The sequence below is a fragment of the Xylanibacter ruminicola genome, from assembly GCF_900107775.1.
GTDB lineage: Bacteria > Bacteroidota > Bacteroidia > Bacteroidales > Bacteroidaceae > Prevotella > Prevotella ruminicola_C.
This window is the reverse complement of the sequence record NZ_FNRF01000001.1, coordinates 1,046,053-1,069,247: the sequence shown is the minus strand read 5'-3', so window position 1 is coordinate 1,069,247 and position 23,195 is coordinate 1,046,053. Positions and strand designations below refer to the sequence as shown.

Annotated in this window: 21 protein-coding genes; 19 read left to right on the top strand and 2 right to left on the bottom strand. The window is 47.9% G+C overall.

The features are described 5' to 3' along the window. Nucleotides 1-338 precede the first annotated feature (338 nt). The 16 genes from BLU97_RS04135 to BLU97_RS04060 all read left to right on the top strand — a co-directional run bounded on the left by BLU97_RS04135 (nucleotide 339) and on the right by BLU97_RS04060 (nucleotide 16,778). Nucleotides 339-941 (top strand): DUF4923 family protein, encoded by a 603-nt coding sequence (locus BLU97_RS04135; RefSeq protein ID WP_074760355.1) that lies wholly within the window; start codon nucleotides 339-341, stop codon nucleotides 939-941. Between the two features lie 84 nt (nucleotides 942-1,025). Continuing rightward, nucleotides 1,026-1,502, top strand: coding sequence for an arginine repressor (argR, locus tag BLU97_RS04130; protein ID WP_013064565.1), 477 nt, complete (start codon nucleotides 1,026-1,028; stop codon nucleotides 1,500-1,502). 11 nt (nucleotides 1,503-1,513) lie between these two features. After that, nucleotides 1,514-2,122, top strand: coding sequence for a GNAT family N-acetyltransferase (locus tag BLU97_RS04125; protein WP_074760354.1), 609 nt, complete (start codon nucleotides 1,514-1,516; stop codon nucleotides 2,120-2,122). Between the two features lie 48 nt (nucleotides 2,123-2,170). Next, nucleotides 2,171-3,373: an argininosuccinate synthase gene (locus BLU97_RS04120; RefSeq protein WP_033150780.1), complete on the top strand. Its 1,203-nt coding sequence runs from the start codon at nucleotides 2,171-2,173 to the stop codon at nucleotides 3,371-3,373. A 55-nt stretch (nucleotides 3,374-3,428) separates the two neighbouring features. Beyond that, nucleotides 3,429-4,391, top strand: a complete 963-nt coding sequence (gene argC / locus BLU97_RS04115) for an N-acetyl-gamma-glutamyl-phosphate reductase (RefSeq protein ID WP_074760353.1) — start codon at nucleotides 3,429-3,431, stop codon at nucleotides 4,389-4,391. A gap of 22 nt (nucleotides 4,392-4,413) precedes the next feature. Further along, the gene (locus BLU97_RS04110; protein WP_074760352.1) at nucleotides 4,414-5,553 is read left to right on the top strand and encodes an aspartate aminotransferase family protein; all 1,140 of its coding nucleotides are present in this window, start codon (nucleotides 4,414-4,416) and stop codon (nucleotides 5,551-5,553) included. Continuing rightward, on the top strand, nucleotides 5,550-6,329 hold the full coding sequence (locus tag BLU97_RS04105) for a pyrroline-5-carboxylate reductase family protein (protein ID WP_013063049.1): 780 nt from the start codon (nucleotides 5,550-5,552) through the stop codon (nucleotides 6,327-6,329). The genes BLU97_RS04110 and BLU97_RS04105 overlap by 4 nt, the downstream gene beginning before the upstream one ends. Beyond that, on the top strand, nucleotides 6,326-6,940 hold the full coding sequence (locus tag BLU97_RS04100; RefSeq protein WP_074760351.1) for a hypothetical protein: 615 nt from the start codon (nucleotides 6,326-6,328) through the stop codon (nucleotides 6,938-6,940). The genes BLU97_RS04105 and BLU97_RS04100 overlap by 4 nt, the downstream gene beginning before the upstream one ends. Before the next feature lie 14 nt (nucleotides 6,941-6,954). Next, nucleotides 6,955-7,512, top strand: coding sequence for a helix-turn-helix domain-containing protein (locus tag BLU97_RS04095; RefSeq protein ID WP_028908661.1), 558 nt, complete (start codon nucleotides 6,955-6,957; stop codon nucleotides 7,510-7,512). A gap of 33 nt (nucleotides 7,513-7,545) precedes the next feature. After that, nucleotides 7,546-9,198, top strand: a complete 1,653-nt coding sequence (locus tag BLU97_RS04090) for an AMP-binding protein (RefSeq protein WP_028908662.1) — start codon at nucleotides 7,546-7,548, stop codon at nucleotides 9,196-9,198. Between the two features lie 22 nt (nucleotides 9,199-9,220). Then, nucleotides 9,221-9,580 carry a YraN family protein gene (locus tag BLU97_RS04085; protein WP_028908663.1) on the top strand — a complete coding sequence of 120 codons (360 nt, stop codon included), beginning with the start codon at nucleotides 9,221-9,223 and terminating at the stop codon, nucleotides 9,578-9,580. Between the two features lie 3 nt (nucleotides 9,581-9,583). Beyond that, on the top strand, nucleotides 9,584-10,351 hold the full coding sequence (gene proB / locus BLU97_RS04080; protein ID WP_074760350.1) for a glutamate 5-kinase: 768 nt from the start codon (nucleotides 9,584-9,586) through the stop codon (nucleotides 10,349-10,351). 7 nt (nucleotides 10,352-10,358) lie between these two features. After that, nucleotides 10,359-11,600: a glutamate-5-semialdehyde dehydrogenase gene (locus BLU97_RS04075; protein ID WP_074760349.1), complete on the top strand. Its 1,242-nt coding sequence runs from the start codon at nucleotides 10,359-10,361 to the stop codon at nucleotides 11,598-11,600. Nucleotides 11,601-11,623: 23 nt separating this feature from the next. Continuing rightward, entirely contained in the window at nucleotides 11,624-13,699 is a 2,076-nt protein-coding gene (locus tag BLU97_RS15630) for a PP2C family protein-serine/threonine phosphatase (protein WP_254771647.1), read from the top strand. Between the two features lie 59 nt (nucleotides 13,700-13,758). Further along, on the top strand, nucleotides 13,759-14,724 hold the full coding sequence (locus BLU97_RS04065) for an acetylornithine carbamoyltransferase (RefSeq protein WP_074760348.1): 966 nt from the start codon (nucleotides 13,759-13,761) through the stop codon (nucleotides 14,722-14,724). A 74-nt stretch (nucleotides 14,725-14,798) separates the two neighbouring features. Then, entirely contained in the window at nucleotides 14,799-16,778 is a 1,980-nt protein-coding gene (locus BLU97_RS04060; RefSeq protein ID WP_081352844.1) for a sensor histidine kinase, read from the top strand. Nucleotides 16,779-16,818: 40 nt separating this feature from the next. On the opposite strand, the gene axeA1 is transcribed toward BLU97_RS04060, so the two are convergent. Both axeA1 and BLU97_RS04050 read right to left on the bottom strand, forming a co-directional pair. Continuing rightward, nucleotides 16,819-18,261, bottom strand: coding sequence for an acetylxylan esterase AxeA1 (axeA1, locus tag BLU97_RS04055; RefSeq protein WP_074760346.1), 1,443 nt, complete (start codon nucleotides 18,259-18,261; stop codon nucleotides 16,819-16,821). Between the two features lie 18 nt (nucleotides 18,262-18,279). Continuing rightward, a complete protein-coding gene (locus tag BLU97_RS04050; protein WP_074760345.1) occupies nucleotides 18,280-19,254 on the bottom strand; it encodes a DUF3089 domain-containing protein in 975 nt (324 codons plus the stop codon). Nucleotides 19,255-19,358: 104 nt separating this feature from the next. On the opposite strand from BLU97_RS04050, the gene BLU97_RS04045 reads away from it, so the two are divergent. The 3 genes from BLU97_RS04045 to BLU97_RS04035 are packed head-to-tail and all read left to right on the top strand — an operon-like array spanning nucleotide 19,359 to nucleotide 23,193. Further along, nucleotides 19,359-20,387, top strand: coding sequence for a threonine aldolase family protein (locus BLU97_RS04045; RefSeq protein ID WP_074760344.1), 1,029 nt, complete (start codon nucleotides 19,359-19,361; stop codon nucleotides 20,385-20,387). Beyond that, the gene (locus BLU97_RS04040; protein WP_074760343.1) at nucleotides 20,384-21,790 is read left to right on the top strand and encodes a DUF6057 family protein; all 1,407 of its coding nucleotides are present in this window, start codon (nucleotides 20,384-20,386) and stop codon (nucleotides 21,788-21,790) included. The genes BLU97_RS04045 and BLU97_RS04040 overlap by 4 nt, the downstream gene beginning before the upstream one ends. Then, nucleotides 21,787-23,193, top strand: a complete 1,407-nt coding sequence (locus BLU97_RS04035; RefSeq protein WP_074760342.1) for a TolB family protein — start codon at nucleotides 21,787-21,789, stop codon at nucleotides 23,191-23,193. Before BLU97_RS04040 ends, BLU97_RS04035 begins: the two co-directional genes overlap by 4 nt. Nucleotides 23,194-23,195: the final 2 nt, after the last annotated feature.

The following is a 23,195-nucleotide window of genomic DNA, read 5'->3' as shown; positions in this document are numbered from 1 at the left end:
GTGCTTGTCAGGTGGTGTTCCTGATTTGCGGGTGCAAAGGTACGGCTTTTTTTGAAACTACCAAAACTTTTCGAGAGAAATTTTCATTTTTCATGCATTTTTCTGGTCGCTCTTGATAGATATCAATCGCAAAAACAGCTTCACATTATTATATATTATATAGACGGCGACACCATGCGCCAAAAACCGTGAGTTAATTCAAAACCCCTCGTGAATTAATTCATTGCCCTTTTTGAATTAACTCACACGTTAATTTCTGATAATTGTTTTGTTGTTTGAGGGATTTAGCGTACTTTTGCATTATCAAAGGAAGTAGAACCATAAAAAGAAAAAGTATAATGAAGAAAGTAATGGTTGGAATTGCCGCTTTGACATGCATCGCCATGACAAGCTGCGGTAATATGGGTCAGGTACTCGGTGCCATGACCAATGGTACTGGTGTAGTAAATGCCATCACAAGTGTTATCGGTCTTGATAAAGTAAAACAACAGAATCTGATTGCCACATGGAAGTATGCCGGTCCCGGCTGCGCATTTACCAGTGAAAACCTGTTGGCCAAAGCTGGTGGTGAAGTTGCCGCCGTACAGATTGAGGAGAAATTGCTGCCCTACTACCAACAGGTTGGCCTCTCAGACAGTAATACATATATTACCTTTAACGAAGACGGCACCTTCTCTTCAAAAATTGCTGGCACTCCATTCAACGGCAAATACACTTTCGACGAGGCTACACAGAAAATATCATTAAAAGGACTACTGCTCTCGATGAACTGCTATGCCAAGAAAGAGGCAAATGGTATTTCTATCCTGTTCGAAGCCAAGAAGCTGTTGACTGTTCTTCAGACCATGTCGGCCATGAGCGGTAACAAAGATTTGCAAACAATTGGCGATTTGAGCAAAAATTACGATGGTGTACGTGTTGGATTCGATATGAAACGGTAAAATTTGCAAATATATGCAGAAATATTTGGTCGGTTGCGAAATTTTGTATAATTTTGCAACCGATTTCTGAATAAATATACTGAGATGAAAGTAAAGACCAACAGATTAGAAGCCCTGAGACTGATCATATCAAGTCAGCAGTTAGGAAGCCAGGACGAATTGTTGAACGCCCTCCAGAAGGAAGGTTTCAAACTGACACAAGCCACACTGAGTCGCGACCTGAAGCAACTAAAGGTTGCTAAAGCCGCTTCGATGAGTGGCAACTACGTGTATGTACTGCCCAACGAGACCATGTACAAGCGAGTCAGCACGCCCAACAGCATTCGTGAGATGATGAAGGTACCTGGTTTTATCAGTATCAACTTTTCGGGTAACATGGGTATTATCAAGACACGCCCTGGCTATGCCAGTTCGATTGCCTGGAACATCGACAACAGCGATGTGCCTGAGATTCTTGGTACCATTGCTGGCGACGACACCATATTCATTGTAATTAAAGAAGGCGTAAAACATCAGGACGTGGTAGAAGCCCTGACTGATGTTGTGCCAAACATGAAATAAAGAAGAAAGACATGGAAGAAGAAATTGAAGTCTTGGTAGCAGGACCTGAACACGAGAAGTACGTAGACACAATTCTCGACACCATTGCAGAGGCTGCGAAGGTACGTGGTACAGGTATAGCCAAGAGAACGCATGAGTATCTGGCCAAGAAGATGATGGAAGCCAAAGCTGTCATCGCCCTGACCAAAGATGGTAGATTTGCAGGATTCAGCTACATCGAGACTTGGGAGAATCAGCAATATGTAACCACCTCGGGACTGATTGTACATCCCGACTTCAGAGGTAAGCATATTGCTAAGCGCATCAAAGACATGACTTTTACACTGGCAAGAACCCGATGGCCACATGCCAAGATTTTCTCGCTGACCAGTGGTGCCGCAGTGATGGCAATGAACACCGCATTAGGCTATCAGCCAGTTACCTTTGCCGACTTAACCGACGACGAGGCATTCTGGAAAGGTTGCGAGGGCTGTTGCAATGTTGACGTTCTGCATCGTACAGGTCGCAAATACTGCATCTGTACAGCTATGCTTTACGATCCAACAGAGCATCTGCCAGCAAAGATCTCCGACGATGTACTGGAGAGAATACGCAAAATTGATTCTGTTAGTGAATTGTGAAGGTTCGATACGAAGTATCAATAGTAAATAATATAAAGCAACAAAGATATGGCAAACAAGAAAGTAGTAGTCGCATTTTCAGGAGGTCTTGACACCTCTTACACCGTTATGAAACTCACCCAGGATGGCTGGGATGTATATGCAGCCTGCGCCAACACAGGCGGTTTTAGCGACGAGCAGTTGAAGAAGAACGAGGAGAACGCCTTTAAACTGGGTGCAAAGGCTTATGTTACCCTCGATGTAACCCACGAGTATTACGAGAAATCGTTGAAGTATATGATTTTCGGAAATGTGCTGCGTAACAACTGCTACCCCATTTCTGTATCAAGCGAGCGTATTTTCCAGGCTATAGCCATCGCCCGCTATGCCAAGGAGATTGGTGCTGATGCCATCGCCCACGGTTCAACCGGTGCCGGAAACGACCAGATTCGTTTCGACATGACCTTCCTCGTCATGGCACCAGGCGTAGAGATTATCACCCTGACCCGCGATAAGAAGCTGACTCGTAAAGAAGAAGTTGACTACCTGAACGAGCACGGATTCTTTGCAGACTTCACCAAACTGAAGTACTCATATAACGTTGGTATCTGGGGTACAAGTATCTGTGGCGGCGAGTTGTTAGATCCCACACAGGGACTGCCAGAAGAGGCTTACCTGAAGCATGTTACTGCCAAGGAGCAGGAAGCACTGCTGAAGATTCAGTTCGACAAGGGTGAGATTGTAGCCGTAAATGGCGAGAAGTTCGATGATAAGGTGAAAGCCATCCAGAAGATTGAAGAGATTGGAGCCAGCTACGCTATCGGTCGTGATGCCAACGTAGGTGATACCATCATCGGCATTAAGGGTCGCGTAGGTTTCGAAGCAGCAGCCCCCAAGCTCATCATCGAGGCTCACCGTCTGCTGGAGAAGTCAACACTCTCTAAGTGGCAGCAGTACTGGAAGGATCAGGTTGCCAACTGGTATGGCATGTTCCTCCACGAGAGTCAGTATCTGGAGCCAGTGATGCCCGATATCGAGGCTATGCTTACCTCTTCGCAGCGCAACGTAACTGGTACAGCTATTCTGAAACTCCGTCCTTACGGATTTGAGACCGTTGGTATCGACAGTGCAAACGACCTGACCAAGAGCAAGCTGGGCGAATATGGTGAGACTCAGACAGGTTGGACAGCCGACGAGGCCAAGGGCTTCATCAAAGTTAGCTCTACCCCACTGCGTGTATACTACGGCATCCACAAGGACGAGAAAAGATAAAGCCTCCCCCATCCCCTCCAAAAGGAGGGGTGTAATAACTTAAAGCATAAAGAATATGAAGATTGGAATACTTGGAGCAGCAGGCTACACAGGCGGCGAACTCATCCGCTTGTTGCTGAACCATCCTGAAGCAGAGATTGTGTTTGCCAACTCAGAAAGTAATGCTGGCAATCTTGTATCGGATGTGCACGAAGGTCTGATTGGCGACACTGATCTTAAGTTTACCAGCGAGATGCCTTTCGACAAGGTGGATGTGGTATTCTTCTGTTTCGGTCATGGCAAGAGCGAGGCATTCCTGAAGGAGCACACCATCCCCGCCAACGTCAAAATCATCGACCTGGCACAGGACTTCCGCATCAAAGGCGACCACGACTATGTGTACGGTCTACCCGAGATTAACAAGGAGGATATTATGAAAGCCCAGCACCTGGCTAACCCAGGCTGCTTTGCTACTTGTATCCAGCTCGCACTACTGCCTGCCGCTTATCTGAATCTGCTGAAAGAGGATGTGGCTGTGAATGCCATCACTGGTTCAACCGGTGCAGGCCAGAAGCCAGGCGCCACTACACACTTCTCGTGGCGCAACAACAACCTGAGCATTTACAAGCCTTTCCAGCACCAACATATTGCCGAGATTCGTCAGTCATTAAAACAAATCCAAGGCTATCTTGACGCAGATATCGACTTTATCCCCTATCGTGGCGACTTTGCCCGTGGCATTTTCTGCACAGCAGTCATCAAGACACCAGCCCCAGTAGAGGATGTGATCGAAGCGTACAAAGACTTCTATAAGAATGCAGCCTTTACCCACTATAGCGACAAAGCTATCGACCTGAAGCAGGTAGTAAATACCAACAAAGCTTTGGTACATGTAGAGAAATACGGCAACAAACTACTCGTAACCTCTGCTATCGACAATCTGTTAAAGGGTGCAGTTGGTCAGGCTGTACAAAACATGAATATCATGTTCGGCATCGACGAGACTGCTGGACTGAAACTTAAAGCATCAGCTTTCTAACAATTAAAAGAAAGGAAACGACATGAAACTATTCGACGTTTATCCATTGTTCGATGTTAACATCGTAAAAGGAAAAGGTTGTAAAGTGTGGGACGATAAAGGTCAGGAGTATCTTGATCTTTACGGTGGACACGCTGTTATCAGCATTGGTCACTCACATCCCCATTATATTAGTAAGGTAACAGAGCAGTTGCAGAATATCGGATTCTACTCTAACTCTGTTATCAACAAGCTTCAAGTACAGCTGGCTGAGCGTTTAGGCAAGATTTCGGGCTACGACGATTATCAGTTGTTCCTGATTAATTCTGGTGCCGAAGCTAACGAGAATGCCCTGAAGCTGGCTTCGTTCAAAACCGGCAACACCCGCGTGCTGAGTTGCGAGAAAGCATTCCACGGTCGTACCAGTCTGGCTGTCGAGGTAACAAACAATCCCAAGATTGTGGCTCCCATCAACGACAACCACCACGTACGTTTCCTGCCTTTGAACGATTTGGAGCCCTGGGTTCGCGAGTTGTCGAAAGGTGGCGTTGCAGCTGTAATTCTGGAGTGCATCCAGGGTGTAGGCGGCATTCAGATGGCTACACCTGAGTTTGCCCAGGGATTGGCTTACGCTTGTAAGCGTTATGGCGCCGTACTTATCTGCGACGAGATTCAGTGCGGCTATGGTCGTAGCGGAAAATTCTTTGCCCACCAATGGTTAGGCATCAAGCCCGATATCATCACCGTTGCCAAGGGTATCGCTAACGGATTCCCCATGGGCGGTGTGCTGATTTCACCAGAGTTCGAGCCGGTTTACGGACAGTTAGGCACCACCTTCGGTGGTAACCACCTGGCTTGTGCTGCAGCCTTGGCTACACTCGATGTATTTGAGGACGAAGGTCTGGTAGAAAATGCCCGCGAGGTAGGCGACTACCTGATGGAAGGCATTCGCAACATTGGTAGTTCGCACATCAAGGAGGTTCGCGGTCGTGGACTCATGATTGGTATCGAACTCGACATGCCACACGCCATGGTACGTAAGCCACTCATCAAGCATGAGCATTGCTTTACCGGTTGTGCAGGTCAGAACATTCTGCGCTTGCTGCCACCACTCTGTCTCACCAAGGCAGAAGCCGACGACTTTATCGAAAGACTGATTAGAGTAAAACCCGAGGAATTATGAAGATTTCAGTAATAGGCGCAGGCGCCATGGGTGGCGCTACCGTCGAAGGTCTGATCAAAGGCCATCAGTTCAAGAACGAAGATATCACCGTAAGCGACCCTTCGCAGGCGGTTGTAGATAAGTTTGCTAAGTTAGGTGTTAACGTAACTACCGACAACCAGCAGGCTGCCAAGACTGCCGATATTGTTTGCGTAGTTGTAAAACCTTGGTTAGTAGAGCGTGTACTCACCGACATCAAAGCCGAACTCGACCCCAAGAAACAACTCCTGATTGTAATTGCCGCAGGCGTTCCTTCAGCAAGTATCAAGGAATGGTTGGGTGCAAACTGTCCCCCACTCTTCCTGGTTATTCCAAACATCGCCATTGCCCAGTTGGCTTCGATGACCTTCATCGTACCTTGCGATACTACCCAGCAGCAGACAGAACTGATTCAGGGTATCTTTAACGATATGGGCACATCGCTCCTCACCGACGAGCAGCACCTGGCATCGGGTACCACGCTGGCCAGTTGCGGTATTGCTTATGCCATGCGCTATATCCGTGCGGCAGCCGAAGGTGGTGTAGAGTTAGGCTTCAAGGCCGATGATGCTAAGAAGATTGTGATGCAGACCATGAAGGGCGCTGTTGAACTGCTAGAAGCCAGTGGTATGCACCCCGAAGCTGCCATCGATTTGGTTACTACTCCTGGCGGTTTAACCATCAAGGGTCTCAACGAGATGGAGCATGCAGGTTTCACCTCTGCAGTTATCCGCGGTCTTAAAGCAGGACTCAAATGAAACGCCTCCTTTATATTCTGCTTGTCTTATGCCTAAGTCTTACCGCAACGGCGCAGGACAATGCTAACGCCCGCCAAGCCAAGCGTGTGTTCAACACTGCTTGGAACCATATCTATGGTAAGGAGGGCGTTACATTCCATTATAAGATAGACATTCTTCACGTATACAAAGAAGAAGGCACCTCATGGAATAAAGGCGACAAAGCCAAGTCGGAATATAAGGACTCCAAGATGTGGAACGACGGTAACCTCAAATACATCCTCCGAGAAAAGAAAGGCATCGTCGAGATTCACGACCCTAAAGTAAACAAGAAGAACGAAAAGCTGCAGATGTTCAAATTCGAACCCGACAGCTACAACTACTCTATCGCCAAGGATCCTGATGGTTTGTTGGTCACCCTCCAAGCTAAACCTGGTGCCAAAGTAAAAATGAAAAAGATAATTGCCCTGCTCAATCCTGGCAATTACTATCCCAAGAAACTACGTATAAAAGTTAGCATTTTCTGGGCCACTATCACTTTTTCAAACTTTAAGGCAGGTAACATCGACGATAGCATTTTCGTTTTCCCCAAAGAAAAATATGCGAATTACAAAATCATAGATGAACGATAAATAACATAGAACACATGGACGAGCAATTAAAGCAAATTGGAGAACGCCTTCGCGGTTTGCGCGATGTTCTCGACATTCCAGTAAGCGAGATGGCCGAAACTATCGGTATCGACTCAGAAAAGTACGAGAAGATTGAGAAGGGTGAGCTTGATATCACCATCTCAAACCTCATGAAGATAGCCCACAAGTATGGTGTATCAGCCGAGGAGCTGATGTTTGCCGAGGCACCCCATATGAAATCGTACTTTGTGGTACGTAAGGGACAGGGCATGAGCGTTGAGCGCACCAAGGCTTACAAGTATCAGAGTCTGGTAAGTGGTTTCGTAAACCACCAGGCCGATGTATTCATTGTAACTGTTGAGCCCAAGCCAGGCGCTCGCACCATTTACAAGAATACCCACCCAGGTCAGGAGTTCAACATGGTACTCGAGGGTAAGATGGAACTCTTTATCGGTGGCAAGACCATCATTCTCGACGAGGGTGACAGCATCTATTTCGACTCATCAAAGCCCCATGGTATGCTGGCCGTAGGCGACAAACCTGTGAAATTCCTCGCCTTTACAGTCGAATAGAAATGAAGAATTGAAAGATTGAAGAATAAATTTATGGTAGAAAGATTTTTAAAGCAGACACATTTCGAGTCTGTAGAGGATTACAATAAAAATCTGGAGTTTATCATTCCAGAGAACTTTAACTTTGCCTACGATGTGATGGATGCGTGGGCAGAGGAGGCACCCGAAAAGTTAGCATTGCTCTGGACCAACGACCAGGGCGAAGAGATACGTACCACCTATGGTGAGTTAAAGGAACAGAGCGATCAGGCAGCATCATACCTGATGTCGCTGGGTATCGGTAAGGGCGATCCCGTCATGCTCATCCTGAAGCGTCACTACGAGTGGTGGGTAATCATGTTGGCGTTATGTAAGATTGGTGCCATTGTGATTCCTGCTACCCACATGCTCACCAAGCACGACTACGTCTATCGTAACACACGCGCCTCAGTAAAGGCCATCATCTGTGCTGATGACGACTATATCATCAGTCAGATCAAGCTGGCCATGCCTGAGAGTCCTACGGTAAAGCAATATATCACACTGCGCGACGAGGAAGGTTTCCACAACTGGAAGACAGAATGGCAGCAGGCCCCCAAATTCGAGCGTCCTGCTTTCGTTAATAACAACGAAGACACCATGATTATGTACTTCACCTCTGGTACCAGCGGCGAGCCAAAGATGGTGGCACACGATTATCTGTATGCCATGGGCCACCTCACCACAGGTGTATTCTGGCACAACCTGCATGAAGGCTCACTCCACCTCACCGTAGCCGATACCGGTTGGGGTAAGGCTGTATGGGGTAAGTTCTACGGTCAGTGGTTTGCCGGTGCTACCGTGTTCGTATTCGACCACGAGAAGTTTAATGCCGACACCCTGCTGCGCCAGATGGAGAAATATAAGGTTACCAGCTTCTGTGCACCTCCCACCATCTACCGTTTCATGATTCGTGAGGATTTGAGTAAGTATGACCTGAGCAGTCTCCAGTATTGCTGTACCGCAGGCGAGGCCCTGAACCCAGCTGTATATGATAAGTTCTACGAGAAGACCGGCATCCGCATGATGGAGGGCTTCGGCCAGACCGAAACCACCATGACACTCGGTACCTTCCCTTGGATGACACCCAAACCCGGTTCGATGGGTATCCCCAATGCTCAGTACAATATCGACCTGCTGCGTGCCGATGGCACTTCATGTGAGGATGGTGAGAAAGGTGAGATTGTGGTACGCGTAGGCGATAAGAAGCCTATCGGTTTGTTTAAGGGTTACTACCGTGATGAGGAGAAAACCCGCGAGGCCTGGCACGATGGCATCTATCACACCGGTGATATGGCATGGCGCGATGAGGACGGTTACTACTGGTTCGAAGGTCGTATCGACGATGTAATCAAGAGCTCAGGTTACCGCATTGGCCCGTTCGAGGTTGAGAGCGCCCTGATGACTCACCCTGCCGTAGTTGAGTGCGCCATCACTGGTGTACCCGACGATATCCGCGGTATGGTGGTAAAGGCTACTGTTGTACTCGGCAAAGAGTGGAAGGACAAGGCTGGTGACGATCTCGTTAAGGAACTGCAGCAGCACGTTAAGAAGGAAACAGCGCCTTACAAGTACCCACGTATTGTGGAGTTTGTTGACGAACTGCCAAAGACCATCAGTGGTAAGATTCGTCGCGTAGAGATCCGCAAGAAAGACGCGGAGAAATAGTGAAGAATGAATATGAATAGTTATGGCTGCACATAATGAGTTAGGAGAATGGGGCGAAAACCAAGCCGCTGAATACCTACAGCATCATGGCTATCGTATAATAGAACGCGACTGGAAGTCGGGGCGTCGGGATATCGACATCATCGCCACAGACGGCAACGAAGTGGTATTTGTTGAAGTCAAAACCCGTCGCAACCGATTGTTCGGTGACCCTGAAGAGGCTGTCGACTACCGTAAGTTACAGAATCTCCGTCTGGCCATCAACCACTACATCAAGTATCGCCGTATCAACAGCGATGTCAGGTTCGACATTATTACTGTAGTTGGCACGATAGGTCAGCAACCAGAAATAGATCACATCAAAGATGTACGATTATATTAGAAGATGAAGAAAAGAATTGTTATCAAAGTAGGTTCGAACGTACTGACACGAGCCGATGGCAAACTGGACGTCACCCGTATGTCGGCGTTGGTCGACCAGATAGCTTGGTTACGCAAGCAGGATATCGAGGTGATTCTTGTTACCTCGGGTGCCGTAGCCTGCGGTCGACGCGAACTCACAGTCGACCACTCGCTTGATTCGGTTGAACAGCGCCAGTTGTTCTCTGCTGTCGGTCAGGTAAAACTTGTAGGTCTCTACTACGACTTGTTCCGCGAGTTTGGCATTCACGTTGGTCAGGTGCTCACCATGAAGGAGAACTTCCAGCCAGGCGAGCAGTATCGCAACCAGCAGGCATGTATGACGGTGATGCTGGAGAACGATGTTCTCCCCATCGTTAACGAGAACGACACCGTATCAGTTACCGAGCTGATGTTTACTGATAACGATGAGCTCTCGGGCCTCATCGCACAGATGATGAAGGCCGATTCACTGATTCTGCTCTCTAACATCGATGGTATCTACACCGGTCACCCTGATGATCCTTCATCGGAACTGATACCTACCGTTGCACCATGCACCGACCTTTCTAAATATATCAAGAAGGAGAAGAGTGCTTTCGGACGTGGTGGTATGCACTCAAAATACCACACGGCCAGCAACATACAGTCGGCAGGCATCCATGTTATCATTGCTAATGGAACCCGCGATAATATCCTGATCGACTTGATTGAAAGACCAGAGTTAACACCTCACACTGAATTCCTAACATAATAGAGCTATGCAACTCAAAGATACATTCGAGCGTGTAAAACGTGCCAGCAAGAGTCTGGCTCTGCTTACCGACGAGCAGCGCAACGAGATACTCAATGCCGTTGCCAATGCTATCATTAATCATAAGGAAAGAATCCTGGAGGCAAATGCCCAGGATTTGGCCAAGATGTCGAAAGACAACCCATTGTACGACCGTCTGCAACTCACAGATAGCCGTTTAGAGGGTATTGCTTCCGACATGCGCAACGTAGCCACCCTCCCCTCACCATTAGGACATGTCACCAAACAGAAAACGCTACCCAACGGACTTCGTCTGTGTCGTATCAGCGTGCCCTTTGGTGTGATTGGTATGATTTACGAGGCGCGCCCTAATGTTACGTTCGATGTATTCTCGCTCTGCTTTAAGAGCGGTAATGCTTGCATACTGAAAGGTGGAAAGGATGCCGACTGCAGTAACCGCGAGGAAGTTGCACTCATTCATGAGATATTGGAACAGTATGGTGTATCCAAAGATGTGGTTGCCCTGCTGCCCGCCACCCACGAGGCCACAGGCGAGATGCTAAATGCAGTAGGATATGTAGATCTCTGCATTCCTCGTGGCGGTCGCAAGCTGATTGACTTTGTGCGCGACACAGCCCGCATACCTGTTATCGAAACAGGTGCCGGTGTGGTAAATACCTATTTCGATGCAGAGGGCGACTTAGAGATGGGCTGTGCAATCATTAACAATGCCAAGACCCGTCGTGTATCTGTTTGCAATGCACTCGACTGTCTGCTAGTACACCAAGATCGACTAGTAGATCTAGCAGATCTAGTTAAGCCTTTAGCCGACAAGCATGTTATCATCTATGCCGACAAACAGGCATACAAAGCCCTCGATGGCAATTATCCTTTCCTGGAGTCAGCCACCGACGACAGTTTCGGAACCGAATTTATGGACTATAAGCTTGCCATTAAGACGGTTGCATCGCTTGAAGAAGCCCTTGACCATATCGACCAGAACGGCAGCGGACATAGCGAAGCTATCGTTACCATGAACGAACAAACAGCCCGTAAGTTCCAGGCTCATGTTGATGCAGCCTGCGTTTACTGGAATGCCCCCACCTCGTTCACCGATGGTGCACAGTTCGGCCTTGGTGCCGAGATTGGCATTTCTACCCAGAAACTCGGCCCCCGTGGCCCTATGGCACTTGAGGAGATTACCACGTTCAAGTGGCTTATCGAAGGTGAAGGACAGATACGTCCATAGGTTATATATAAGGAGGGAACAAAATGAAAAGAAACATTACTATATACCTACTATTCTTTGTGCTGCCACTTATAGTGGCGGCCCAAAGTCATCAGACCGAACTTGATCGGTTGACAAAGGAGATGTACCGTCTGTACTCCTCACACGAGGTTGAGCAGTTCATGAATATCACCGACCAACTGAAAGACGCTTGCCAGAAAGCGAAAGACGAAGATCTCTACTACCGGACCTGGGCCAACCAGGCCTCCTTTGCATTTTCAAAAATCAGCAGAGACAAAGGCATTGAGATAGCCAAGGCTCTGAACGAGTATAGCCAGCAACACGACAGCAAACTAGGTATATACTATTCGTCACTCATCACAGCCAGCCAGTCCAGCATCCTCAGGATGGAAATACAGGCTGAGCAGAATTACTTAAAAGCCTTAAAATATAAACAATCTTTTTTGCCCCATATCAATGCCGCTCCGGCCTATTTGGGACTAGCAAAAATCTATCACAATCGCAGAGACCAGAAGAAAGTGCTCGAAATGGCCGACAAAGCCTTGAAAGAACCCAACCTCACAGGACCTTCGATTGTAGATGCATGGAGTTATCGATGCATCGCAGCCATGTATCATCAGGGAGCCAATCAAAAAACAGAGTTGAACAAGGCTTACGCGGAATGGAAAAAAGTCTCAGAGAAGTATCATTACCGTTCGCTCTTTGCTAACGATATTGAAATCTACCATGCCCGTGTTAACGGCGACTACGAGAAAATGCTCGAATTGGCCCAAAAAGTGAAGTTGCCCCAAGAACGAGCCCAGTTTATCTCTTACGCTTACGAATGGTTGGGGAAATGGGAAGATGCCCTCAAATACTTCAAAGAGTATAAAAGGGTTAGCGACTCCATCAACACGGCCGACATACGTAAGCAATCGGCAGAGCATACCATGCAGATGGACATCATCCGAGCCGAGAACGAAGCAAAGAAATTGAAGTTGCACAACCAGGAACTACGTTTGGAACGCCAAGCCAACGAACTGGAACAAGAACGCTTGGAGAAAGAAGCATTAGATCTGACACTTAAGAATCGCGACATCGAACTAAGCAATGCCGCCATAAAACTAAAGAACGATAGTCTGGACCGCCAGGCCCAACAATCGAAGTTGAGCGAGTATCAGTCAAAACTTGAATTGGAGCAGAACAAGGAGAGGATGGAACGTATCACCCTTTGGACAGCCATCGGTGTGGGTCTACTCATCATCACTTTCCTATGCATCTATCTATATCGCCGCAGTCGCCACATGAAGGATCTGACTGTTGCCTACGACAAACTGGAAACAGCCTATGAACAGCTTGAACAAACCACAGCTGCCAAAGAGCGCATTGAGAGCGAGCTGCGTATTGCCCGCGACATCCAGATGTCGATGGTGCCACACGAATTCCCCGAGCGTCCCGATTTGGATCTCTACGCCTCGATGAACCCTGCCAAGGAGGTTGGTGGCGATCTATACGATTATCTGCTTGAAGATAACATCTTATATTTCTGTTTGGGCGATGTATCTGGAAAAGGAGTGCCTGCCTCACTATTTATGGCCCAGACCATCCGTCTGTTCCGTGCCCTGGCAAAGCAGCACATGATGCCAGCCTCCATAGCCACACGCTTGAATGATGAACTAACAGAGAAAAACGACAACGGCATGTTCGTCACTATGTTCATTGGTCAGCTAAATCTAACCAACGGGCAACTTCATTTCTGCAATGCCGGACACAATCCCCCTGTCATCGGAGGCGATGAGCAGCAAGGTTCATTCCTTGAGATGGAGCCGAATGCTCCTATCGGTCTATGGCCGGAACTTGAATATATCGGCGAGGAGATTGCATCCATCAAGGGGCGTCCTCTTTTCATTTATTCCGATGGACTTAATGAAGCCGAGAACATCAAGCTGGAACAGTTTGGCGACGAGCATATGCTAGATATACTACGGCATACAAAATTCAAAGACGCCCGCCATGTAGTAGAACTGATGGAAGCCGAAGTGGAGCGCCATCGTAATGGTGCCGAACCTAACGACGACATGACCATCATGTGCCTCAAAGCATTAAACATTCTTGCTTAGGCAAGCGTACTAAAGAAACGATTAAAAGATTAAGCATTGAACATTAATAAAATAAAGATATGAAAAGTTTTATCAACGTAGAAGACCTCGGTCCATTGGATAAGGCGATGGCCGAAGCATTTGAGATTAAGAACGATCGTTATAAGTACCAGCATCTGGGTAAAAACAAGACCCTGATGATGATTTTCTTTAATAATTCGCTCCGCACCCGTCTCAGCACCCAGAAGGCAGCAATGAACTTAGGCATGAATGTGATTGTGCTTGATGTAAATGCCGGTGCATGGAAGTTGGAAACCGAGCGTGGTGTGATTATGGATGGCGACAAGAGCGAGCATCTGCTTGAGGCTATTCCTGTAATGGGATGCTACTGCGACTTGATTGGTGTACGCTCGTTTGCCGGACTTACCGACCGTGAGTACGACTATGCCGAGACCGTACTGCAACAGTTCATCAAATATAGCGGTCGTCCCGTATTTGCGATGGAAACGGCAACAGTTCACCCCCTACAGGCCTTTGCCGACCTCATCACCATCGAGGAGCATAAGGTAGTAGAACGTCCAAAGGTTGTCCTCACTTGGGCACCTCATTGCCGCGCTTTGCCTCAGGCTGTACCTAACTCGTTCGCCCAGTGGATGAACGCCGCTCCCGATGTTGACTTCGTCATCACCCACCCTGAGGGTTACGAGCTCGATCCAAAGTTCGTAGGTAATGCCCGCGTAGAGTACGATCAGAAGAAAGCTTTCGAAGGTGCCGATTTCATCTATGCAAAAAACTGGAGTAACCCAGGTGTAACAAACCTTGCCGATTATGGAAAGATTACCAGCAAAGATATGTCGTGGACAGTTGACACAGAGCACATGTCATGGACAAACAATGGTAAGTTCATGCACTGTCTACCCGTTCGTCGTAACCTTATTGTAACAGACGATGTGATTGAGAGCCCCAACAGCCTTGTAATCCCCGAGGCAGCCAACCGCGAGATCAGCTGTTCGGTAGTTATCAAGCGCATGCTCGAAGCCCTTTAACCGCAAACAATAATTCCCAATAACAATGCCCCGCGTCATCAGCGGCGCGGGGCATCCATTACCCCAAAAACATCATGAAACATTATCTATACCTTTTTGTTCTTTTAACCTTGGCATTTCTCGGTAGCAACAAGATCTATGCTGATACCGATAACGTAGAACAGGAACTAGCCATGCGCGTTCAACAAGCGCAGGTAAGTGGCAGCGATTCCGACTTCTACAATGCTCAAAAGTTATTTCTCAACCACCTGGAACAGAACCAGGCTTGGGACAAATACTACCGTGTTTGGATGAGCCGTGTGAACTACGACGTTAACCACAAACACTTTCACCGCGCTTTCACCCAGATTCACCGTCTAACCGATGATATCCGTAAACGTCATCAAGAACAATACCTATACATCCCCAATATGTGTCTTGGCTTATTCTATAGTAGCAGAAACCAGCCGGAGATGGCCGAGACCTACTTCCGTCGCGCACTGAAGGGTGTTGATGCTAATAAGGACCCCGTATCAGTATTCAATTGCTATCTTTCGCTGGCACTGTCACTTAGTTTCAAGCACCCTGCTGAGGCGATGGCTTGTCTCGACAGTCTACCAAAACAAATGCTCGAGAACCCCATGTACGACAGCGGTGTGCTTGGCTACCGGTGTATCATTGCCAGCCAACAAGGCGACCGCCAGGCATTCGACCGATACTTTGCCCGTTACGACAGTATACGCCAGCATAATCCCGCAGGGTTTAATCCTGCAAACCTGCAGCAGGTGATGGTATGCCACTACCTGTTACGTAACGACTACAAGCAGGCGTTGGCATGGTGCGACTCAGCCGCAGTTCCACAGTTAGCCAACCAACTACGATTGGAGGTTTTCCAGACAACAGGCAATTGGCAGCAAGCCTTCCGTGAAATTCAGCTGAAAGACAGTATGGAACAAGCCGACGAGCGCGAAGTACTGGAGGAACACCTGATGGACGTGACCCACGACATCGACCTGTTACAAGCCGAGCAGGAAAAGGCCGAACTACGACGCAAACAACTGATGTCTGCAGGTCTGATGGCAGCCACCATCATCGCCCTGCTGATAGCAGTACTTATCTATCGCTATTTCAAAAATCTCAAGTTGAAAGAGCAGTTTCAGGAGTTACAGGAGGCCCGCCGTCGAGCCGAGGCCGGCCAAGCTATCCGTCGTGCCTTTGTAACAACCATCTTGGAGAAGCTTAAATCGCCTATCAATTCGCTGCTAAACTATGCACGCATATTCAACGACCCAGAATTCAAACTCAAACCCGAGGAACGCAGTAAGCGTTATCGCGATATTGTTGCTGCAGCCAAGAACATCGAATCGTTGATGGACCCTGTACTTGATTCTTACTCACGTGGCGATTTAGGAATTACTGATGAGGAGAAACGTGTTTGTCAGGATGCGCTCCGCTCGCCGTTACAGACACTGATTGGTACTGCAGAAGTTATCATCGATGCCGACGGACAGTTGCCCCACGATGAGTATATGCAGTTACGCTCAGCTATCTGCCGTGATGCCTACGATGTAGCTACATCTACCCGCAAGCTGATATTATTCAGTCTCTATGGCGATGCTTATCCTATCCCTATGAACTACGAGATTGGTCTTAACGAAATGGCACGTACCACTCTAAACAGTTACGACCAGCATTTCAAAACCCAACCCAAGAACATCGAGTTTATAACAGATGTGGCCGACGATGTGAAGATTACCACCAATATGCTGCTGCAGGAGCTGATTAACTGCCTGCTCGACAATGTTGTAAAATATGCCACAGGCGATACGCTGCAGTTAAGCTGTCACACCCTAACCGATGGTAGCTATGCGATTGCTGTAAGCAACGAAGGCCCCACCATCCCAGCGAGTGATGCTGAGCATATCTTTGTGCCGTTTGTACGTCTGTCGCCCAACGAACATACACTTGGCGTCGGCTTGCCATTAGCCAGATGCTTAGCCACCTCTATGGGATACACCCTTACACTCGACACTACCTACACGCAAGGTGCTCGGTTTGTGGTTAGATTAAAATAAAAAATAATCCCCGTTCACAACAGAACGGGGATTGTTGTATTTATTTGATGGCTGCTGCAATAATCTCGGCCATTTTCTTGGCTCCTTTTTCGTTGGGATGAATACCATCATCTACCACCTTATCGCCGTCGTTAAGCATCAATGTGTGCAGGTCGATAACCTGTAAGCCATACTGCTTTGCCACTTCTTGTTGGATGGGAATAATCTCATCGGTAATCACCTTATCGTTGATTTTCCAACTGGGCTTGAAAGCAGGAATAGGTGTGCAAAGCAGAATCTTTGGTCCTGCAGGCTGCGCTACAGCCTTCCCCTTCTTCTTGCCTTTCTTGGCAAGCTGAGCCAAATCTGGGCGTAAGGTCTTAATCATCTGTTCCAGATCCTGCTTAAACTCAGCGCCATACTGCCAGTTCTCGGGTTTCGAGTCGTTAGTACCCAGTTTAATCACCACTACATCGGGCTTAAATGCCAAAGCATCACGCCATGCCATCTCGTTCATATAAGGGAAGTCGCCCTTGTTCAGCATGGTACGTGCACTCACGCCGAAGTTCTTTACCCAGTAGCCATCGCCGAGCATGCCCTGCAACTGTGCCGGATAGCCATACTTGGCACGCATATCAATACCAAAACCATCGGTGATGCTGTTACCGATGCAAGCCACACGGATAGCATCCTCCTTGGGGGCAGGAATCGACTTGAGCCAGTTACCTAAGTCCTGCAACAGTTGGTCGTGATACTTAAACCACGTGCCAAAGCCAAATCCATGATCGCCCGAAGGGTAGATAAACAAGCTGCATTCATTACCGGCATTGCGCATAGCAGAATAATACTGTATGCCATTGGTTACCACAGGCACCAAACGGTCGTCGTTAGCACTGATGATACAAGCAGGTGGTGTGAGATGACTGCGAACGGCATTCTGGGTTGAGTACTGTCCTATAAGTTTAGGATCCTTATACCCCTCTTTACCCAGAAAGTTGATGCACGACCACTTATGTGATACACGCTCATCCATCGAGATTACTGGATAGAATAGTATCGAGAAGTTAGGACGCACTTCATAAGGCGACATCGTTGAGATGACCGACGACAGATGACCACCTGCCGAGAAGCCCATAATGCCCACATCGTTAGGATTAATATTCCAGACCTTAGCCGAGTCGCGAACGATACGGAAGCCTTGCTCCACATCTCCTACTGGAATGGTACGGTCACCATGCGGCAAACGATAGTTTACCACGAAATAAGCGATACCCTGTTTATTTAACCAATCGGAAGCCTGATAGCCCTCATGCGTATTCGAAAGCATAGAGTAGCCACCTCCAGGCACACCAACAATGGCTCTGCCTGAGGGTTTCTCTGGCAGGAAACAAACCATCTGAGCCTTTCCGTCATCGGTCAGGTTCAGGGTAAACTTCTTTGCGGTCTGGGCCTGCATAGCCATAGCAAGCATCAACAGACCAGTCATGAATAGTTTTCTGTTCATAGTTACACTTTATTTTATTTAGTTTTTATTGTTAATAAATGCCTCCACACGATCAGCCATATTCTGCCTGATATAAGGGTAGTAGAATCTTAGTTCCATATGATGATAGTTTCCCGGAATACCGATTACAGGCATCGGTTCATCATTCTTATAGCCACCTATCAACAGTAACTTGCTCTTCGGGTCGAGTCGTGCCGAGAGCGTATCATTCTGATGCTCCTTGTCGTAATACACAAACGACGCGCCTACCGTATCTGTTCGCCAATTGATGGGATTGATACAGAACAGATTACCCGCACTTACCACTGGTATTTCGCACTCAGGTGTCTTTACCGAGTTAAAGCAAATCGACACCTTGGTATCGTTAGCCTTGCAAGCCGGATGCAGATGTCGGCAACAGGCCGTATCTTCCTTCGTAATCCTATAACCTATAAAATAGGCAGCCACCATGCGGTCGGCCACATCATCCGGCATCCGTTTCATAATCTCCAACATAGCATGAGCTCCCTGACTGAAGCCTGCCAGTATAAAGGGGCGCCCCTGATTCAGATGTTTGATATAGTAATCCCAACTCCGAACGCAGTCCGACATGGCTAATGGCAAACGTGCAAGCGCAGTTTCGGTTGACGACCACGACTGTAGCGACACCTGACGGTAATAAGGCGAATAGTAATTCAGTTTGCCTGAATAAAACGAATCCACAGCATGCATCTCAATCTTCATCTGTCCACGCTGACCAGCATTGTAAGTGTCGGCAAAATGGCAGGTATCACTACCTATCATATGGTCGCCTGTTTCTGTAGAGATGATATAAAACAAATCGGCCTCACCCTGGCGGTTAACTATAAACCACTGGCTGGGATCATCGTAATGCGGTGAAGCGGGAATTGGACCGATAACCGACTGACTATCACTATCCCACGAACTGAGGAATAGCGAAGCGCATACGCAAAAAAGCGCAACAAAAGCCGTTTTTAGTCTATTCGTACACATATAATTGACTAATTTGCCTGCAAAAATACAAATTTCAAGCGAAGTTAGCAAATAAATCGCAAAACTTTATGTAAATTTGCACGCAAAAACAACTAATAAACAATATGATTTCATTTGAATGTGACTACAACAACGGGGCTCATCCAAAAGTTTTGGAGAACCTGATTAAATACAACGATGCCAAACCAACCCCCTATGGTTTTGATGAATTTAGCGAACGCGCCAAGGAGCGCATCCGCGTAGCCTGCGGACTGCCTGATGCCCAGATTTTCTTTCTGACTGGCGGTACCCAGACCAATGCCACCACCATCGACTCGATGCTGTATCAGTACGAGGGTGTGATTTGTGTAGGTAGCGGTCATATCAACGTACACGAGGCTGGTGCTGTAGAGTTTACCGAGCACAAAATTATAACCATTGCGGATAACAATGGTAAGATGGAGGCCAAGACACTCGACAAGTATCTCGACGACTATATGCACGATGGCAACAAGGACCACGCCGTGCACCCTGGACTGGTTTACATCACTTTCCCCACCGAGTTCGGAACACTTTACTCAGCCAAGGAGCTCGACGATATCTATCAGGTATGCCAGCGCTACGAGATACCTCTCTATATTGATGGAGCCCGTTTAGGCTATGGACTGATGGCAGAAGGCAATGATATCTCCCTGCCCTATCTGGCCCGCCACTGCGATGTGTTTTATATCGGTGGCACTAAAATTGGTGCCCTCTGCGGTGAGGCTGTAGTATTTACGCACCAGAATGCCCACAAGCATTTCTTCTCTATCCAGAAACAGCATGGTGCTGTGATTGCCAAGGGGGCTTTGATTGGCTTGCAGTTCGATGCGCTTTTTTCCGACGACCTCTACTTCAAACTCTCAGAACACGCCATCAAGATGGCTATGCGTATGAAGCAGATATTCATTAAGAAAGGCTTCGAGTTCTATGTCGACTCACCCACCAACCAGCAGTTTGTAATTATGGACAACACACTGGTTGAGGCACTGAGTCAGAAGATGAAGTTCACTCATTTCGGTCAGGCCGACAAATACCATACCATCTGCCGATTCGTAACCAGCTGGGCCACCACCGAAGAAGAATTAGACGAATTAGAGAAGATACTCGGATGAAGAACCTATACTATAAATATTACCCTACAGCCGCAATTATTCTCTGCGCCATTATCATCTGGTGTTTCTTTCAGTTCTGGTATCCCTATCACTTCTTCTTCCAGGAGCAGAATCAAATATTCCTCTGGTCGTGGGATTATATCTCCACCTATACTGATAAGTCAGGTGGATTGGCAGGTCTTGTGGGTGATTTCCTCACACAGTTTTATTACTACCTGTTTGCAGGAGCTACAATCCTTACCGCTTGCCTGCTCATCATCGCATGTCTGCTTTACAAGGCACTCACCAACTTTAAGGTTAGCAAACCTGTTGCCCTGCTGTTGGCGCTGTTTGTGATGGTGTTCGTGGCCGTATGCCATTTCAGCACCAGCTATCGACTCTCATCTACAATCTCTATCATGGGATGGCTGCTCTTATTATGGGGGGTATCAAGCATCCGAAAAAACGCCCTAAAGCTGTCGGTATTAGCTTGTGGCCTGCTCCCCAGTTATCTGCTGTTTGGCAGTCCTGTCATCAAGCAATTGCAGATGCCAGATCTGGTTTTAGAGAAGGATTTTGCTGTCGACTGCGAATACCACTTTGGCCATTACGATAAAGTGATACAGATGGTAGAAGGTCAGGACCGATGGACCGACCAGATGGTGTTCTTCTATAACCTGGCACAAGCACAGCGCGGTCAGCTACCCGACCACCTGCTCAAGTTCACTCCCACCCAGTTGGGTACCTTCTACAAGATTGGTCCCGAAACACCCATGCTGATTATCCGTAACATGAACGAGCTGTATTGGGCCTTAGGCGATATGACCTTTACCGAGCGTGCAGCTATGATGACGAACGTGTTCTCACACAACAACCGAAACGTGCGAATGATGCAACGTTTGGCCGAGTGTAATTACGTGAGTGGCGATTCGTTAGCAGCCGAGAAATACTTACGTATTCTCGACAAGACATTTGTATATGCCCGTTGGGCCGATAACGTTCGCCAGAATGGCAAGACCATCTACCAGCAGAAGATGCAGATGGTAAATCGCCACGACACCATATCGACAACCGACAATGCCCACCTGCTCATGATGCAGTTGCTCGATGCCAATCCGAACAACACCACAGCCTTGGATTACATTCTGTGCAGCACATTGGTATTAAAGGATATTGCCAGCTTTAAGCGCGACTACGACCGCTATTGTATCGACACCAACAACCCACGATTAAAGACACTCTACCAAGAGGCACTTTGCATTTGGCTGGCTGGTACCAATGCGCCGCAGCAGGAGTGGGAAAAGTACATCAAGCGTGGCGACGTGTTCCAGCGTTTCCAACAGTATAACCAACAACGTGGTAATACCAACTTCAAGGACTCCTATTGGTATTACTTCGATAAGATAAAAGCACCTGAAATATGAAAAAAATACTATCTTTACTAACCATACTAACAGTGCTTGCCTCATGCACGCCAACACCCGAGAACGTGCAGCAGAGCAATGTTCTGCCCCCCATCTATCCCGACTATTGCGATGTAACCATTCCTCAGAACATAGCTCCCCTAAACTTTCTGTTGCGTGCCGATTGCGAGGCCATCGAGGTAAAGGCTGGCGATATCACCATCAACGCCCGTGGTAATGAGGCTGTGTTCGACATCGATGATTGGAAAGCCCTGCTGCAGCAATCTGCTGATAAGAGTATTGAGGTTACCGTCAGCGCCCTTATCAACGGACAGTGGACGGCCTACAGGCCCTTCACCTGGCAGGTAGTAAGCGACAAGGTAGATCCCTATCTCACCTACCGCCTCATTGAGCCCGATTACGAGATATGGAACAACGTGCAGATTCAACAACGCTGTGTAGAGAACTTCGACGTAAACGCCTTAGGACATTACGAGAAGTTGGAAAACCGCTGCATGAACTGCCACACGTTTGCCAACCAGAACCCACAGCTATCCATGATGTACGTTCGTGGTCCTGGCGGCGGTGCCATCCTGAATGAGAACGGCATACTCAGCAAGCTGAATATCCCTGGCAGTGTTTACTTCGGATTCAGTCCCACTGGCCGCTATATCACCTATTCTACCCAGAAGATTATTCCTGCTTTCCATAGCGACCCAAGCAAGCGATTGGAAGTGTACGATTCGGAGTCGAATGTATGCGTGGCCGATATGCAGGAGCATCGTATCTTTACCTCACCACTGCTGTCCGACAGTCTGAAGTTCGAGACATTCCCCACCTTCTCGCCCGATGGCAAGTACATCTACTACTGTGCCGCTGATAGCGTGAGTCTGCCTCACGATATCAAACAGTTGCAGTATAGTCTGGTACGCATCGCCTTTGACGAGAAATCGGGCACCATCGGCACTCAGGTAGATACACTTTACCATCAGCGTAGTGTGTGCCATCCACGTGTCAGCCCCGACGGTCAATATATTCTTTATACCGTAGCCGACTACGGCACCTTCCCCATCTGGCATCCAGAGGCCGATTTGCAGATGATGAACCTGCAAACAGGGAAGATTGATACACTTGGCATTGTGAATAGTGCCAAAAGCGATACCTATCACTCGTGGAGCAGCAACAGCCGCTGGTTTGTGTTTGCCTCGAAACGCGACGACGGTCTGTATGGCAAGCCCTACTTCTGCTATATTGACAAGCATGGCAAAGCCCACAAGCCTTTCTGCCTGCCACAGGCACATCCTTCGTTCTACGACAACAATCTGAAGTCGTTCAATGCGCCAGAGCTAGGTAAAGGCAAGGTGCCGTTCGATGTTGAAGATGTGGCCAAAGCAATGAAAAAAGAATCCGTGACCTTTAAATAGTC

Coding starts and splice junctions, on each gene's coding strand:
- BLU97_RS15630 (WP_254771647.1), top strand. CDS start 11,624: ATGAAAAGAAACATTACTATATACCTACTATTCTTTGTGCTGCCACTT.
- BLU97_RS04085 (WP_028908663.1), top strand. CDS start 9,221: ATGGCTGCACATAATGAGTTAGGAGAATGGGGCGAAAACCAAGCCGCT.
- BLU97_RS04090 (WP_028908662.1), top strand. CDS start 7,546: ATGGTAGAAAGATTTTTAAAGCAGACACATTTCGAGTCTGTAGAGGAT.
- BLU97_RS04075 (WP_074760349.1), top strand. CDS start 10,359: ATGCAACTCAAAGATACATTCGAGCGTGTAAAACGTGCCAGCAAGAGT.
- BLU97_RS04040 (WP_074760343.1), top strand. CDS start 20,384: ATGAAGAACCTATACTATAAATATTACCCTACAGCCGCAATTATTCTC.
- BLU97_RS04065 (WP_074760348.1), top strand. CDS start 13,759: ATGAAAAGTTTTATCAACGTAGAAGACCTCGGTCCATTGGATAAGGCG.
- BLU97_RS04120 (WP_033150780.1), top strand. CDS start 2,171: ATGGCAAACAAGAAAGTAGTAGTCGCATTTTCAGGAGGTCTTGACACC.
- BLU97_RS04110 (WP_074760352.1), top strand. CDS start 4,414: ATGAAACTATTCGACGTTTATCCATTGTTCGATGTTAACATCGTAAAA.
- BLU97_RS04060 (WP_081352844.1), top strand. CDS start 14,799: ATGAAACATTATCTATACCTTTTTGTTCTTTTAACCTTGGCATTTCTC.
- BLU97_RS04045 (WP_074760344.1), top strand. CDS start 19,359: ATGATTTCATTTGAATGTGACTACAACAACGGGGCTCATCCAAAAGTT.
- proB (WP_074760350.1), top strand. CDS start 9,584: ATGAAGAAAAGAATTGTTATCAAAGTAGGTTCGAACGTACTGACACGA.
- BLU97_RS04050 (WP_074760345.1), bottom strand. CDS start 19,254: ATGTGTACGAATAGACTAAAAACGGCTTTTGTTGCGCTTTTTTGCGTA.
- BLU97_RS04105 (WP_013063049.1), top strand. CDS start 5,550: ATGAAGATTTCAGTAATAGGCGCAGGCGCCATGGGTGGCGCTACCGTC.
- argC (WP_074760353.1), top strand. CDS start 3,429: ATGAAGATTGGAATACTTGGAGCAGCAGGCTACACAGGCGGCGAACTC.
- BLU97_RS04135 (WP_074760355.1), top strand. CDS start 339: ATGAAGAAAGTAATGGTTGGAATTGCCGCTTTGACATGCATCGCCATG.
- BLU97_RS04035 (WP_074760342.1), top strand. CDS start 21,787: ATGAAAAAAATACTATCTTTACTAACCATACTAACAGTGCTTGCCTCA.
- BLU97_RS04125 (WP_074760354.1), top strand. CDS start 1,514: ATGGAAGAAGAAATTGAAGTCTTGGTAGCAGGACCTGAACACGAGAAG.
- BLU97_RS04100 (WP_074760351.1), top strand. CDS start 6,326: ATGAAACGCCTCCTTTATATTCTGCTTGTCTTATGCCTAAGTCTTACC.
- argR (WP_013064565.1), top strand. CDS start 1,026: ATGAAAGTAAAGACCAACAGATTAGAAGCCCTGAGACTGATCATATCA.
- axeA1 (WP_074760346.1), bottom strand. CDS start 18,261: ATGAACAGAAAACTATTCATGACTGGTCTGTTGATGCTTGCTATGGCT.
- BLU97_RS04095 (WP_028908661.1), top strand. CDS start 6,955: ATGGACGAGCAATTAAAGCAAATTGGAGAACGCCTTCGCGGTTTGCGC.